15 protein-coding genes are annotated in these 14,479 nt (G+C 59.8%); 10 read left to right on the top strand and 5 right to left on the bottom strand.

Translation table 11 applies throughout. The features are described from left to right. The first annotated feature begins 89 nt into the window (after positions 1-89). Positions 90-1,676 (top strand): ABC-F family ATP-binding cassette domain-containing protein, encoded by a 1,587-nt coding sequence (locus tag EXN68_RS17155; RefSeq protein ID WP_142842012.1) that lies wholly within the window; start codon positions 90-92, stop codon positions 1,674-1,676. Here the strand turns inward: EXN68_RS17155 and EXN68_RS17160 are convergent. Next, complete coding sequence (locus tag EXN68_RS17160; protein WP_142842013.1) at positions 1,657-1,986, bottom strand: tetratricopeptide repeat protein; 330 nt, start codon at positions 1,984-1,986, stop codon at positions 1,657-1,659. The genes EXN68_RS17155 and EXN68_RS17160 overlap by 20 nt on opposite strands. Before the next feature lie 117 nt (positions 1,987-2,103). Further along, the gene (locus EXN68_RS17165; RefSeq protein ID WP_142842014.1) at positions 2,104-3,183 is read right to left on the bottom strand and encodes a LacI family DNA-binding transcriptional regulator; all 1,080 of its coding nucleotides are present in this window, start codon (positions 3,181-3,183) and stop codon (positions 2,104-2,106) included. A gap of 237 nt (positions 3,184-3,420) precedes the next feature. Here EXN68_RS17165 and EXN68_RS17170 point away from each other — a divergent pair, with 237 nt between their 5' ends. The 8 genes from EXN68_RS17170 to EXN68_RS17205 all read left to right on the top strand — a co-directional run bounded on the left by EXN68_RS17170 (position 3,421) and on the right by EXN68_RS17205 (position 11,668). Further along, on the top strand, positions 3,421-4,398 hold the full coding sequence (locus EXN68_RS17170; protein ID WP_046801275.1) for a substrate-binding domain-containing protein: 978 nt from the start codon (positions 3,421-3,423) through the stop codon (positions 4,396-4,398). A 119-nt stretch (positions 4,399-4,517) separates the two neighbouring features. Next, on the top strand, positions 4,518-6,008 hold the full coding sequence (locus tag EXN68_RS17175) for a sugar ABC transporter ATP-binding protein (RefSeq protein ID WP_142842015.1): 1,491 nt from the start codon (positions 4,518-4,520) through the stop codon (positions 6,006-6,008). Continuing rightward, the gene (locus EXN68_RS17180; protein ID WP_142842016.1) at positions 6,001-7,017 is read left to right on the top strand and encodes an ABC transporter permease; all 1,017 of its coding nucleotides are present in this window, start codon (positions 6,001-6,003) and stop codon (positions 7,015-7,017) included. Before EXN68_RS17175 ends, EXN68_RS17180 begins: the two co-directional genes overlap by 8 nt. Further along, positions 7,014-8,009 (top strand): ABC transporter permease, encoded by a 996-nt coding sequence (locus EXN68_RS17185; RefSeq protein WP_142842017.1) that lies wholly within the window; start codon positions 7,014-7,016, stop codon positions 8,007-8,009. Before EXN68_RS17180 ends, EXN68_RS17185 begins: the two co-directional genes overlap by 4 nt. A gap of 1 nt (position 8,010) precedes the next feature. Further along, positions 8,011-8,859: a sugar phosphate isomerase/epimerase family protein gene (locus EXN68_RS17190; RefSeq protein WP_142842018.1), complete on the top strand. Its 849-nt coding sequence runs from the start codon at positions 8,011-8,013 to the stop codon at positions 8,857-8,859. 29 nt (positions 8,860-8,888) lie between these two features. After that, a complete protein-coding gene (locus tag EXN68_RS17195; RefSeq protein WP_142842019.1) occupies positions 8,889-9,554 on the top strand; it encodes a nucleoside triphosphate hydrolase in 666 nt (221 codons plus the stop codon). A gap of 64 nt (positions 9,555-9,618) precedes the next feature. Next, entirely contained in the window at positions 9,619-10,488 is an 870-nt protein-coding gene (locus EXN68_RS17200) for a D-psicose 3-epimerase (protein ID WP_142842020.1), read from the top strand. A 184-nt stretch (positions 10,489-10,672) separates the two neighbouring features. Then, positions 10,673-11,668 (top strand): hypothetical protein, encoded by a 996-nt coding sequence (locus EXN68_RS17205; RefSeq protein ID WP_142842021.1) that lies wholly within the window; start codon positions 10,673-10,675, stop codon positions 11,666-11,668. Between the two features lie 95 nt (positions 11,669-11,763). Here the strand turns inward: EXN68_RS17205 and EXN68_RS17210 are convergent, their stop codons facing one another. The 3 genes from EXN68_RS17210 to EXN68_RS17220 form a co-directional block, all read right to left on the bottom strand. Then, positions 11,764-12,162, bottom strand: coding sequence for a hypothetical protein (locus EXN68_RS17210; protein ID WP_142842022.1), 399 nt, complete (start codon positions 12,160-12,162; stop codon positions 11,764-11,766). A 214-nt stretch (positions 12,163-12,376) separates the two neighbouring features. Next, positions 12,377-12,655 (bottom strand): Atu4866 domain-containing protein, encoded by a 279-nt coding sequence (locus EXN68_RS17215; RefSeq protein ID WP_404944527.1) that lies wholly within the window; start codon positions 12,653-12,655, stop codon positions 12,377-12,379. A gap of 51 nt (positions 12,656-12,706) precedes the next feature. Beyond that, entirely contained in the window at positions 12,707-13,432 is a 726-nt protein-coding gene (locus EXN68_RS17220) for an SDR family oxidoreductase (RefSeq protein ID WP_142842024.1), read from the bottom strand. 113 nt (positions 13,433-13,545) lie between these two features. Here EXN68_RS17220 and EXN68_RS17225 point away from each other — a divergent pair, with 113 nt between their 5' ends. Next, complete coding sequence (locus EXN68_RS17225; RefSeq protein ID WP_142842025.1) at positions 13,546-14,454, top strand: LysR family transcriptional regulator; 909 nt, start codon at positions 13,546-13,548, stop codon at positions 14,452-14,454. Positions 14,455-14,479 lie beyond the last annotated feature (25 nt).

Consider the following 14,479-nt stretch of genomic DNA (forward strand, 5'->3'; position numbering starts at 1 on the left):
TCTCTCCGCAATACCAACAGGATGGTGAACCATGGATTTCAACCCGATCACAAAGCCGCAACGCCTTGTCATCAGGGGAAACCATATCCATGCCTTGTTCCATCACCCTTTCAGACCTCTCATGGTCCACGCCTGACGGTCATCCGCTTTTTTCCAATATCAATCTTCGCTTCGGTCCCGAACGGGCCGGGCTTGTCGGGCGCAACGGCGTCGGCAAGACCACGCTTCTGAAGCTGATTGCCGGTGAATTGTCGCCGTCCGCCGGCACGGTCTCCGTCTCCGGCAGGATCGGCGTTCTCAGGCAAATCGTGCAGGTCATGCCCGGGGAGACCGTCGCGGATATTTTCAACGCGCGTCAGGCGCTCAAGGTTCTTTCCAGCGCCCAGGCGGGGCTGGCCACACTCGAAGAGCTTGGCGACGTTGACTGGATGCTGGAGGAAAATATTGCCGATGCGCTGGCTGCGGTCGGGTTGGACGCTTCGCCGTCAACGCTGCTTTCGGCACTGTCCGGCGGGCAGCGCACACGGGCGGCACTTGCAGCCCAAATCCATGCCGCCCCGGACTTCCTGATCCTCGACGAACCGACCAACAATCTCGACCGTGACGGTCGTCTGTTCGTCGCCGATTTTCTGGCGGGTTGGCGTGGCGGAGCGATTGTCGTCAGCCATGATCGCGAACTTCTCGATACACTTGATGCGATCGTCGAAATGACGACGCTGGGCGCAACCCGTTATGGCGGCAACTGGAGCCATTACCGCGCGCAAAAGGCACTGGAACTGGCCGCCGCCGAACAGGATCTCGCCAGCGCCGAGAAGCGCCTTGCCGAGGTAAAACGTCGGTCGCAGGAAGCACTGGAACGCAAGGCAAGGCGCGACGCAAAGGGCGCCGCCAAAGCGGCAAAGGGGGATATGCCCCGCATTGCCGCCGGCGGCATGAAGAGGCGAGCCGAGAAAACCAGCGGCGACAATGCCAATCTCGCCAGTCGCCTGAAAGCCGAAGCGACCGAGGATTTGCAGACGGCGCGCCAGCGGATCGAAATCCTTCAGGACCTTACTGTCACCCTGCCACCCAGCGGGTTGCACAAGACCAGGACCGTGCTGAGCCTGCAAAACCTGACCGCGGGCTATTCGGGAAAACAGCCCGTATTCGCCGATCTGTCCTTCGAAATCACCGGCCCGCAGCGCGTGGCCGTGACAGGCCCGAACGGATCGGGAAAAACGACGCTGCTTTCCGTGATCAGGAATGAACTGATGCCATTGTCAGGAACGGTCCACGTCGGTGTGACGTCCGTCTTTCTGGACCAGCAGGTCAGCCTGCTGGATCCGAAGCTGTCGATCCGTGACAATTTCCTTCAGCTCAACCCGCAGGCCGGGGAGAACGCCTGCAGGGCAGCGCTTGCCCGTTTCATGTTTCGTGCCGATGCCGCCTTGCAGATCGTCGGAACACTTTCGGGTGGCCAGATGCTGCGCGCAGGTCTCGCCTGCGTTCTTTGTGGCCCGCAGCCGCCGCAACTGCTGATTCTCGATGAACCGACAAACCATCTGGATATCGATTCCATTGCGGCCGTGGAGGCCGGCCTGCGGGCCTATGACGGCGCGCTCCTGGTTGTCAGCCATGATGAAGCGTTTCTCGACAAGATTGGCATCGACCGGCGGCTTACCCTTGGGCGGCCGTGAGGCGCCGTGATTGCGCACGCCGAAGCCGGACATCCATCTGCCGTTTCGCCTGGATGTCTCCTTTTTTTATGGCGACCGCGCTGCCTTCAGTCCACGCGGCAACGGCACCCTCGTCGTCTTTGAGATGCGTAAGGCATTCGCCAAGTGCCGCCCAGGCGGCCGAGTAATCGGGGTCCTGGTGAACCGCCTCGCGCAGATGTTGCGCCGCATCGTCGAATTGCCGCGCGGCCATCAGCGCCTTCGCCAGTGAAAAGCGCAGGAGCGGGGCATCTTTACCGTCTTCCAGCATCTTCAGGAGTTTCTCGATCATCGTCATTCCATTGCAATGGTGGGCTTCATGCAAATCGATACGATGTCAAGCGCGGTTGAGGTCAAGCGAAGATTGGCGCTTCCCCGGAGTAAACCTCCGCCGATGGAGCGGAGTGTTTCACCTTGCTATGCGGCGTACCGCGACCGGATCCCAGATATCATCAAGCGGCCCTTCAAGGGCGGTGCGCGGGGGAATGAGCTGCGGTTCGATAATGGTGACTTCGGGCTCTGCGCGGTTCTCTTCCAGCAGTTCGAACCCTTTTTCGAGCATTTGCGCAATATCGGGTTTGATCATGTAAACGGGAAAGGGAAGAAATGATGCGAAGGGGTCGTAGTCAAAACAGCCGACGACGATGTCGCCGAACGCTTCCCCGTCATGACGCCCCATGAAACGAAGCAACCCTTCGAAGTTGATCGATGAATTGACGAAGAAACAGCGGGGAAGACGGCCCCTGCGCTCGAAGAAGCGTTCGAAGGCCAGTTCGGTCATGTGCGGCGAATAACCGGTGATCTCGATATCGTCACCACTCTGCACGCCGAAATAATCGGCTTTCGCGGCATGAAAGCCGTCAATTCGCTCGCGGCTGGCGTGGTCGTCATGACCACCGAACAGGATGACGTCGTCAGGGCCGAGCGACCCACCCTTTGCCGCATGGGCAAGGATTGCCGATGTCAGGATTTCCGCGCCGTGCCGGTTGTTGGAAATGACGGACGACGCAAATTTGCCGGGCAGGTCGATATTGACGTGCGGAAGGGCGGCGCGGGCGCAGACCTGGTGAACGCCATCGGGATCGGTGACGCCGGCAATGAACAGGGCATCAATCGAATAGGCGATCAGCGTCTCGACGGTGCGACGTTCCTCCTCGGGATCGCGCCGCCCGGAAACCACCATCGGCGACAGGCCGCGTTTGCGTGCCTGCCCCTCGAAGGTCTGCGCCATGGATGAAAAGAACCGGTTGTCATAAACCGGCACCAGAAGCCCGACGAGACCGGATTTTGAGCTCCTGAGGCCACGGGCCTGCAGATTGGTGGTGTAGCGCTGTGCCTTGGCGAGCGAGAGTATCTTGTCTGCGGTTTCCTCCGAAATCCGCCGTTTGCGCCACGATCCATTCAACACTGCGCTCACTGTCGAGGCTGACGCGCCAGACAAGAGCGACAAGTCATAAATGGTGGCTTTCTTGGAACTTATGCCTGTCACTTCGATCTCCCCAGCTGATTCCGATTATTAGAGCACGCATCCCCTTGACGGAAGGGAGCTTCATGATATGGTTATTGCACCATCGATTGTGCAGTTTGGCAATATCGATTGTGCAGGATGGTTGCTATGGGAGTGGCAAGGGAGAGTCTCGAATAAGCGAGATGAGAGATTTGAAGCGCGGCAGGGAAAAACTGGCTGCGGCGGATTTCGTTTGCCGATTTTTTGAGGAGGAACATCATGAAGAAAATTATTGCCGCGGCGCTCGGCCTGTCGCTTGCGCTGCTCTCATCCGCGGCCTTCGCCGAAGGGCCAAAGGTTGGCGTCGTCGTCAAGATCGGCGGTATTCCGTGGTTCAATGCCATGGAGGCCGGCATCAAGGAACAGAGCAAGAAGCTCGGCGTTGACGGTTTCATGGTTGGCCCGACCAGCGCCGACCCGGCGCTGCAGGTTCGTGCCATCGAAGACCTGATCGCCCAGAAGGTCGATTTCATTGGTGTCGTGCCGAATGATGCGAAGGTGCTGGAACCGGTGCTGAAGAAGGCCCAGGCTGCCGGCATCAAGGTCATCACCCATGAATCACCCAAGCAGCTCGGCGCCGACTGGGATTTCGAACTGGCTTCCGCCAAGGGCTTCGGTGAAGCGCATGGCAAGCTTCTGGCGGAAAAGATGGGCGGCAAGGGTTCTTATGCCGTCTTCGTCGGTTCGCTCACCGTGCCGCTTCACAATGCCTGGGCCGATGCCGCCATCGCCTATATCAAGGCCAATTATCCGGACATGAAGCTTGTCGGCGATCGCTACGGCGTCGCCGAAGATCTCGACAAGAGCCGGTCGACGGCGCTCGATCTGATGTCCGCCAATGCCGACCTGAGCGGTTTCCTTGCCTTCGGTTCGCAGGGGCCGATCGGTGCCGGACGTGCTGTGGAAGAGCGGCGCAAGGATGGCAAGGTCTTCGTCATCGGCCCGTTTTCGCCGGGGCAGGGCGCCAAGCTGATCAAATCCGGCGCGCTGACAGGCGGCTTCATGTGGAACCCGAAACAGGCCGGTGAGGTCTTCATCACGCTCGCCGACCGCATCGCCAAGGGCGAGACACCCAAGGCCGGCGATAATATCGAAGGTCTCGGCACCATCAATCCCGAGGGTAACACCATCGTCGTCGATCAGCTTTTGAAGATCGACAAGGAAAGCATCGACAAGCTCGTTTCCATGGGCCTCTGATCCTCCCCGGAGCCGCAGGCGTCGCGCGAGACGGAATGCTCGCGCGACGCCGCATCCCAAGAAACATGCCGAGCGCCACGTCTGCGATGCTTTCGCGGCGAAAGGAGAGATACGCTATCATGAGCGCAGAACCGCTCCTGTCCCTCAAGAATGTCAAAGTCACCTTTGGCGGCGTGCGCGCCCTGAAAGGCGTTTCTTTCGAGGTCAATCCCGGTGAAGTGCATTGCCTGGCCGGCGAAAACGGCTGTGGCAAAAGCACGCTGATCAAGGTCATAACAGGCGTTTATACGCCCGAAAATGATGCTGAACTGTATTTCGACGGCAAGCCGATAGCCGCAATGACCCCGACGCTTGCGCAAGCGCTTGGCATTCAGGTGATCTGGCAGGATCTGGCGCTGTTTGATGAAATGTCGGTGGCGGAAAATATCGGCTTTCAGTACGCGGTGAATGGCAGATACGGGCTGGTCGACAAAAGCGCAATCGCGAAAGCGGCCGAGAAGGCTTTGGCCCGGCTCGGCGTTGAGATCGACCTTCACCGGCCGCTGAAGGAACTGCCCATTGCCCAGCGTCAGATCGTGGCGATTGCCCGTGCACTGGTCGGGGAAGCGCGCCTCGTTTTCATGGACGAGCCGACCGCGTCGCTGACGCAATCGGAAACGGACTACCTGACCGACATCGTCCGCAACCTCTCAGCCTCGGGTGTCGCGGTTGTGTTCGTCTCGCACCGGCTGGCGGAAGTGCTTGAGATTTCAGATCGCATCACCGTGCTGCGCGATGGGTCGCTTGTCGGGGTCTTCCCGGTTGAAGGCATGACCCAGTCACGCGTGACCGAACTGATGACCGGCCGCAACTTCGACAGCGCCGTCATTGCTGCCGATCACGATGACAAGCCGGTCGTTCTGTCCGTGCGCGGGCTCAGCCGGGTCGGCGAGTTTGAAGATGTGTCTTTCGATCTGCGGCAGGGCGAAACGCTGGGGATTACCGGCCTGCTGGGAGCCGGACGCACTGAACTGGCCTTGACCCTTTTCGGCATGCATCGGCCGCAATTGGGTGAAATCCTGATCGACGGGAAGAAGGTGAATTTCCACTCCAACCGGGATGCGATCCGGGCCGGCGTTGCCTATCTTTCCGAAGACCGGCTGGCGCTTGGTCTCAATCAGCCCCAGTCGATTGCCGACAATCTCGTCATGGCCTCGCTGGACCGGTTGCTGACGGGCGGCCTTATCTCGCCATCGAAAAAGGCGGATGTGGTTTCTCGCTGGATTTCAGGGCTCGGTGTCAAGATCGGCCTGCCGGAGGACCCGATCCGTACGCTTTCGGGCGGCAACCAGCAGCGCGTGGCGATTGCCAAGTGGCTGGCCATCGGGCCGAAAATCCTCATTCTGGATGCGCCGACCGTGGGGGTCGATGTCGGCGCGCGCGCCGGCATTTTCGAAATCGTCCGCAAGCTCGCGGCCGAAGGTCTTTCGATCATCGTCATCTCCGATGAACCGCCGGAAGTCTATTTCAACACAGACAGGATCATTCACATGGTCGAAGGCCGGTTCCACGCCACCCATGATCCGCGACATGTGTCGCTTACCGAACTGGAGTCCGCCATCTATGCGTAGGCTCATCCTCGGACATACGACCGAATTCACGCTGCTTGTGGTCATGGTGCTGCTCTGCACGGGCCTGTCTTTTGCAACCGACCGTTTCCTCACCATCTCCAATGCCTTCGATGTGCTGAATGTCTCGGCGGTCAACATCATCTTTGCGGTCGGCCTGCTTGTCGTGCTGATTTCGGGCGGTATCGACATCTCCTTCGCGGTTGCCGCTTCCGTCGTGCAATACGTGACGGTGCTGGCGCTCAATGCGCTCGGCGGCGGCAACTGGGCGGAAGGTTTCATCATTGCCGGCGCCGTCGGCCTTGGTCTCGGCTTCGTCAACGCCTTTCTGGTCTGGCGGCTCAATATCATTTCCATTGTCGCGACCATTTCCACCTTCAACATCTTCTTCGGCCTGCTGATGTTCTTCACCAAGGGCGTGTCGATCTATGATCTGCCGGAATGGCTTTCGACCCGCGTGGTGTTTTATGAGCGCGAGATGCCGGATGGTTCCTGGGTCGAGCTGACATTGCCGGTCGTGGTCATGATCCTCTGCTGCTTCGCTACCTGGTTCATGATTTCTCGCACCACGGTCGGCCGCAAACTTTATGCTTTCGGTGACAATCCGGAAGGCGCACGCCGTTTCGGCATCAATATCGGCGCCATGCATTATATTTCCTTCGGCTGGCTCGGCCTGATGGCGGGCATTGCCGGGCTCATGCAGGCGCATTACGCGCAGGAGGTCGTGCCCAACGCGCTTTATGGCCGCGAGCTGGATGTTCTTGCTGCCACCGTGCTTGGCGGCGCGCGGCTTGGCGGCGGCAAGGGTTCGGTCATCGGCTGCGTGCTCGGTGTGTTGATGGTGTCCATCACCCAGAACGGTCTCAACCTGATGGGCGTCTCTCCCTTTGCATTCAAGATGATCGTCGGCGCCATCATTCTCATTGCAATCACGCTTTCCTCCACCCGGTTCGACAAGCTGCTGCCGGCAGCCTTGCGGACCTCCGCTAAAAAGGGGAGTGCGCAGCGATGAGCAGCTTCGTTCGGAAATTCAACTCGATTTTCGGTGCCGACATGGCCGGGCCGGTGATTGCCTTTGTCGCGGTCATGCTCATCTTCGGGACGCTGGCGGATAATTTCCTGTCGCTCGCCACATTCGGTTCGGTCGCCTTCCAGCTGCCCGAACTCGGTCTTTTGACACTGGCGATGCTGCTGCCGCTGCTGACCGGTGGGATCAATCTTTCCGTCACATTCGCCGCCAATCTGTCGGGGCTGGCGGCAGCCTGGGTGCTGCAGGCCCATGGCGGCGTGGACGCACCGCCGAGCGCCTTCCTGCTCGCCTGCCTTGCCGCCCTTGCCACCGGTGGTGCTGCCGGCGCCATGACCGGCGCGGCGATTGCCTATACCCGCGCGCACCCGATCCTCGTCACCCTGTCGATGATGATTTTCCTGCGCGGGCTCGGGGAGTTTCTGACGCGTGGCGGCGATGTTTCCGGTTTTCCGGCCTATATGGCGCCGCTTGGTCACGGCACGCTGTTCGGGCTGCCCATCCCGCTGCTGATCTTTATCGCCTGCGTCGGGCTGTGGCATGTGCTCCTCACCCGCACGAAGCTCGGTTTCGGTCTGCTGATGATCGGCTCCAATATCGAGGCGGCGCGTTATTCCGGTCTCAATACCCGCAAGATCCAGGTACTCGTCTACACGCTCTCGGGACTCATGTGTGCCGTCGCCGGCATCATCATGCTTGCCCGCTTCAACTCGGTGCGTGTGGGACACGGTGAATCCTACCTGCTGATCACGGTACTGGCGGCGTTTCTCGGCGGCATCAATCCATTCGGCGGCTTCGGCCGTGTGCTGCCCGTCTTCGTCGCGCTGATCGTGCTGCAGCTCCTGTCGTCCGGGCTCAACCTTCTCGGCGCCAACCAGCATCTGGCAACGGCGCTTTGGGGTGTGCTGATGATTGTCGTCATGGCGGCGCGCGGCCTGTTTTCAGGTTACTTCGCATCTCTCAGAAAGAAGGTATGACGTGCAAGGCTTCGGTGTTCACGCAATGATGTGGTCCCTTAACTGGGATCATGAAAGCGCCAGGCGGGCCATTGCCGGTGCTGCGGATTATGGGCAGGATTTCATCGAGATTCCGCTTGTCGATCTCCCATCCGTCGATACGGCGCATACCCGCGCCCTGCTGGAGAAATACGGTCTGCGGGCCGCTTGCTCGCTGGTTCTGCCGGAACCTGCCTGGGCCTCCGTCCGCCCGGAAGCAGCCATCGCGCATCTGAAGGCCGCGCTGGACAAGGCCTCCGAAATGGGGGCGGAAGCGCTGACCGGCGTCACCTATGGCGGCACCAGCGAGCGTACGGGTATCCCGCCGACACAGGCTGAATACGACAATCTGACACGCGCACTATCTCAGGCTGCCGGCCACGCGAAGACGCTTGGCCTGCAATTCGGTATCGAGGCCGTCAACCGCTACGAAAACCATCTGGTCAACTCAGCCGAGCAGGCCGTGGCGCTGGTTGAGCGTATTGGCGCCGACAATATCTTTATCCATCTCGATACCTTCCACATGAACATGGAAGAGAAGGGCATCGCCAGTGGCATCATCGCTGCCCGTAACCATCTGAAATACATGCATATGTCGGAAAGCGACCGCGGTACGCCGGGCTTCGGCAACGTTGCCTGGGACGCGGTGTTCGCCGCACTCGCGGGCATCGGCTTCAAGGGCGTGCTGACGCTTGAGAGTTTCGCCGCGATGCCGGAGGAGATGGCGGGTGCGATTTCCACCTGGCGGCCGGTTGCTTCAGGCGCAGACGAGGTCCTCGACAAGGGGCTGGCCTTCCTGCGCGACAAGGCCAGCCAGTACCGGATTTTCTGACCGCAACCATTATCGGGGCGAGGAACACCTTGAGCACAATTGACGATAATGCCCGTGAGATTGCGGGCTTGGCCCTCCAGCGTCTGGAAAGGGCAAAAGGCCGACGCGTGATGATCGCGATTGCCGGTGCCCCGGGATCGGGAAAATCGACCATTGCCGAAGGTGTGGTGGATGTGTTGAACGCAGGCGGAGGCGAGCCCGCCGCGCTTTTTCCGATGGATGGTTATCACTATGACGATGCCGTGCTCGAAGAGATGAACCGCCGACCGTTCAAGGGCGCCATCGATACTTTCGATGCCCACGGGTTGCGACACATGCTCGAGCGCCTCAAGGCCAATGAGGATGATGTCATCGCCGTTCCGGTCTTTGACCGGGCGATTGAAATTGCCCGCGCAGGCGGCCGGCTGATCCCGCAATCCGTCGATATCATCGTCTGTGAAGGCAATTATCTCCTCGCCGGCCAGTCGCCGTGGAACCGCCTCAAACAGATATTCGATCTGACGGTTTTCGTCGATGTCGGCGAGGACGATCTGCGTGCGCGGCTCAGAAACCGCTGGCTGGGCTTCGGCCTTGCCGAGGACGAGATCAACCGGAAGGTCGAGGAGAACGATCTTCCGAACGGCCGTTTCATCATCTCGACGAGCACCGAACCCGATCTTCGCATCGGCAATCCTGGAAGCGGGGCCGCTTCCTGAGACGCCCCGAACGACCGCGTGCGCCACATCCCAACCAAGTGAAACAGAAGCGAAAGAAATCCCCATGAAACACGGCATCTATTATTCCTACTGGGAACATGAGTGGAGCGCCAAGTTCGGCCCCTATATCGAAAAGGTCGCCAAACTCGGTTTCGATATCATCGAAGTCGCCGCCCACCATATCAACGAATACAGCGACGCCGAACTCGCCGCGATCAAGCAGAGCGCGAAGGATAACGGCATCATCCTCACTGCCGGCATCGGCCCGTCGAAATCAAAGAACCTGTCGTCGGAAGATGCGGCCGTGCGCGCAGCGGGCAAGGCGTTTTTTGAACGGACGCTCACCAATGTCGCCAAGCTCGACATCCGCACCATCGGCGGCGCATTGCATTCCTACTGGCCGATCGATTATTCGCAGCCGGTCGACAAGCCGGGTGATTACGCGCGTGGTGTCGAGGGCATTCACGGCATTGCCGATTTCGCCAATGATCTCGGCATCAACCTGTGCATCGAAGTCCTCAACCGTTTTGAAAACCACGTGCTCAACACGGCGGCCGAAGGCGTTGCCTTCGTCAAGGATGTCGGGAAGAACAATGTGAAGGTCATGCTCGATACCTTCCACATGAACATCGAGGAAGACAGTTTCGGCGAAGCCATCCGCACGGCCGGCCCGCTGCTGGGTCACTTCCACACTGGTGAGAGCAATCGCCGTGTTCCCGGCAAAGGCAGGATGCCCTGGCAGGAAATCGGCCTTGCTCTTCGCGATATCAACTACACCGGTGCCGTCGTCATGGAGCCCTTCGTCAAGACCGGCGGCACCATCGGTTCTGATATCAAGGTGTGGCGTGATCTGAGCAACGGCGCTGATGTCGCCAGAATGGACGAGGATGCCCGCAACTCCCTGGCATTTTCCCGTTTCGTCCTCGGCGGCTGATGTCCGGTACGTGGCGCTGACCATGCGGCCGCCATATGGCGACCGCATGGTCTCGCAGGGATAACGCATGAGCGCCGGCGGCTGGGAGAGATCGCAATCCGCGAGTTGAAGAAAACACCTCTTATGCGCTAAAGCTCCGGGATATCCCGGCATCGGAAACGATCCGCCCAAGGCCATTATTCGCATGATCCCTGTCGCACTCCCGTCCGTCGAAGCGGTGCTTCTTGTCGCCTTCCTTCTTGCCACGACCTTTGTCTGGGCCGTCTGGACGCTGGGGCTGCTCATTCGATATGCGAGCGGCCGCTGGAAGCGCCCGGTGATCCTGCCCTACGGGCTGGTGACCGCCATCGCGGTTTTCACCCTGTGGCAGGTCGCTGGTTTTTGGCTCGAGATGCGGGCCTATGACAGGGAGAGGACGGCAAACTACCTGCCGGAACTGCTTGAACCAACCCGGCTTGGCCAGATCGATATGCCCAAAGGCACGAAACTCGAACTGGCCATTGCCAATAACAGGGATGCCTTCAGCCGCGCGGTGTTTCCGCATCCCGTGCGGGTTGCAGATATCGATGCCGTCGAAATCGCCCGCTATATCGCGATAAAAACCAACGACAACTACGAAACCATTGGCTTCACCCCCGACAACATGCGGATAACCGGCAATGGCGTAACCACCCAGAGCGGCTGGCGTTGCGACGCGACCCAGCCGGTGGAGTTTGATCTGCGGCCCGATGGCGGCATATCCGCCTTCAGCAGATGCATTCTTGCCGGTGGCAATGTCGTTGATGGCATCACCCTGCCGATGGGCACCTCCTTGTACGCCTCTACCGGCAATGTCTATATCGACGGCTTCGTTGATTCCGACAGATGGGTTCTCGGCACGCCGCAGGGTCAGGCCATCCACGTCGATAATTTCGATCTCTCCGATGCGACGATTGCCCTTGATGACGAACGAAAACTCTACGAAATCAAAAGCGCGGTCCTTTCAAAGGAGGCGATGCTCGGCACGCGCCGCCATGCGGCCGGAACCCATGTTCGCTATAATGCCCGGCACCTTCGGAAAGATTACCCAGCCGCATGGCTGCTCACCCCACCTCTGCCCGATGTTGATCCTCAGCCGGCATCGCCCGCAAGCCTCGTGCAGAACAGGCAAGGAGACGTTCTGGCCACCCCGGCGGATTGAACAGGACCGGGCAGGGATGCGGCGAAATGGCCCGCCCGCGAGCACGCGCTGAACGCTGGGATGAAGGAAAATCCAGTCCTGTTAAAAGGCCGTGGTCATGCCTTCTTGCGATTGGCCGTTGCCGCTTCGATACCCGACGCCAAATGGCTATCGAACCAGGTGATCATTTTCCGAAGCTTTTCTTCGGCGGGCGTGACGTCACCTGCGTTTACGAGTTCAGCCGCAGCTTGAGACATGGCAAGCAGAATGCGCGCGGTTTCTGGCACATAGGGCAGATCGACCCCCGCATCGTGGCGTTCGCGTATAATCTGATAACGTAGCTTCTCAGGGTAAGTCCATGCACTCACAAGCAAATCCTGGACGCTGACCTCTTGGCCTGCGATATCGATCACCGCGTCGCGGTCAGCCTCGACATATCCTGACGCCTCTATGCGCTCGCAGGCATTGATTGCGGCATTCATCAGGTCCCTGACCACGTTCCAATCTGTTTTCATCGCATCCTCCTTACCAACTGCGCAGGCCGGTCGACGGTATGTCGATGGTCCGTCGCATGCAATGTCCACGGAAAGTGACCGGCGAAATCGCTTTTCCCACGTGTATCGCGAACGATCTCAAACGCCGCGAACAGCTGTCAAAAATACTGCGATGTCGCAGGTGTCTGCCGGTGATGGATCGCGGGCGGGCGCGATCCATCATTGCGATCCTGTTTCACCGCTCCCGGTAAAAGATCATGCCGCCATGGTGGAGGACATCATCTATGAACGTTCCATCTGCGGTAAAGCCGGTATCGTCCCGGTAATCGATGTGATTGCCGGTCACGACGTAACGGCCCTGATAGGCGCTTTTGCGGTTGCCGCGGGCTTCATCATAACGCCCGTTGGCCAAAAGCTCCTGGCGGACATGGCCGTCACCTGTCACCCACATGCCGATATAGGGGTGAGTTTGCGGGGGCGTGGAGCCGGCGCTGGTTTCGCTCCCCGTCAGCATGGCGATGGCAGCGGCAACGGGTATTGTCATGTTTTTCATCTGTTTTCCTCCTCAGGCGGCGGCCGTTGGGCGAACAACGATCTCGTTCAGATCGACGTCATCAGGCTGTTCGATGGCGAAACGCACCGCGCGACCGATGGCATCGGGCTTCAGCGCAATGGCGCGGTAGGTTTTCATGGCCTCGGCTGCTGCCGGATCGGTGATCGTTTCCGCCAGTTCGCTTTCCACCACACCGGGATGAATGCAGGTGACGCGCAGATCCTGCCGTTCCTGCCGCAACCCGTCCGAAATCGCCCGGACGGCAAATTTCGTGGCGCAGTAGACGGCCGCGGTTGGCACCACCGACAGTGCCCCGATGGACGCGATATTGATGATGTGGCCGGAACCGCGCGACGTCATTTCCGGCAGCACGGCCGCGATGCCGTGCAATACGCCCTTGATGTTGACGTCCACCATGCGGTCCCATTCGTCGACCTTCATCGAGGCCATCAGGGAAAGCGGCATGACGCCGGCATTGTTGATCATGACATCGACCCGGCCGAAGGTTTCGCGGGCCTTCTCCGCGAAGTCGGCCACGTCGGCACGGTTGGTGACATCCAGTCGGCTGACCGCCACCTGCCCGTTGCCCGCTTCCCGGATCTCCTTTGCGAGTTCTTCCAGCCGCTCCGTGCGGCGGGCGCCGAGCATGAGTTTTGCACCAGCCTTGCCGAGTTCACGCGCGATACCCGCGCCAATGCCGCTGGAGGCTCCCGTGATGAGAACAACCTTGTCCATCATTCTGTCTTCCTTTTTGAAACCACCGCTCGATTGCGGTTGCATGCAAGATAGACAGGCAGCATTGTTGAGATAAGATGCCTATTAATTTCCATAGTGGTAAGGAGAACTAAACAGTGACGCCCGATCTGAACGCTCTATCGGTCTTTGCGCTGGTGGCGGAACTGAAGAATTTTAGCGCTGCGGCCGACCGTATGGGTGTGTCACGTTCCGCCGTCAGCCAGACAATTCGGCGGCTGGAGGAAATGCTCGGCCTGGCGCTGGTGCTGCGCACCACCCGCAGCGTCAGTCTCACCGAGGCGGGTGAGGGGCTTTATGCCAATATCGCGCCGGCCATAGCCGAAATGTCGGCGGCGGTGGAACAGGCGGGCGAATTGCGCGAAAGTCCGAACGGGCTGTTGCGGCTTGCCGTTTCTTCCATTGCCGAAAACTTCCTGTCCGGCCCGCTTCTTGCAGGCTTCACCGCCGCCTATCCCGACGTTCACCTCGATGTCGTGGTGACCGATGAGGAGTTCGATATTGTTGCCGAAGGCTATGACGCCGCCGTGCGGTTGGGCGAAGTGATCGATGAGGACATGATCATCGTGCCGATATCCGGGGATGTGCGGCAGCTGGCAGTCTGTTCGCCTGATTATCTCAAAGGCAGCAGCAAGCCCGCTCACCCGAAGGAACTGGCGCATCACCGGTGCATTGGCTGGCGGCCGGCCCCGCGCAGCGCACCCTATCGCTGGGAGTTTGCGGAGGCCGGGCGGGAATTCAGCGTCGCGGTAGCGCCGGAGATCACCACCAACGACATGGCACTGATGATCCGGATGGCGGTGGCGGGAGCGGGGATCACCTTCGGTATCGAAGATACATTCCGCAGCTGGATCGATCGCGGCGAACTGGTGCCGCTGCTTGAAGATTACTCGCCTTATTTTCCCGGCTTCTACCTCTATTATCCGAACAGGCGTAATCTGGCGCCCAAACTCCGGGCGCTGATCGATCACGTCAAGACATCAAGGCAACGCACGCGGTCGCTTTAAACGGTTATGGCCTGCCTTGGCGTGG

The sequence above is a fragment of the Martinezella rhizogenes genome, from assembly GCF_007002745.1.
GTDB lineage: Bacteria > Pseudomonadota > Alphaproteobacteria > Rhizobiales > Rhizobiaceae > Agrobacterium > Agrobacterium cucumeris.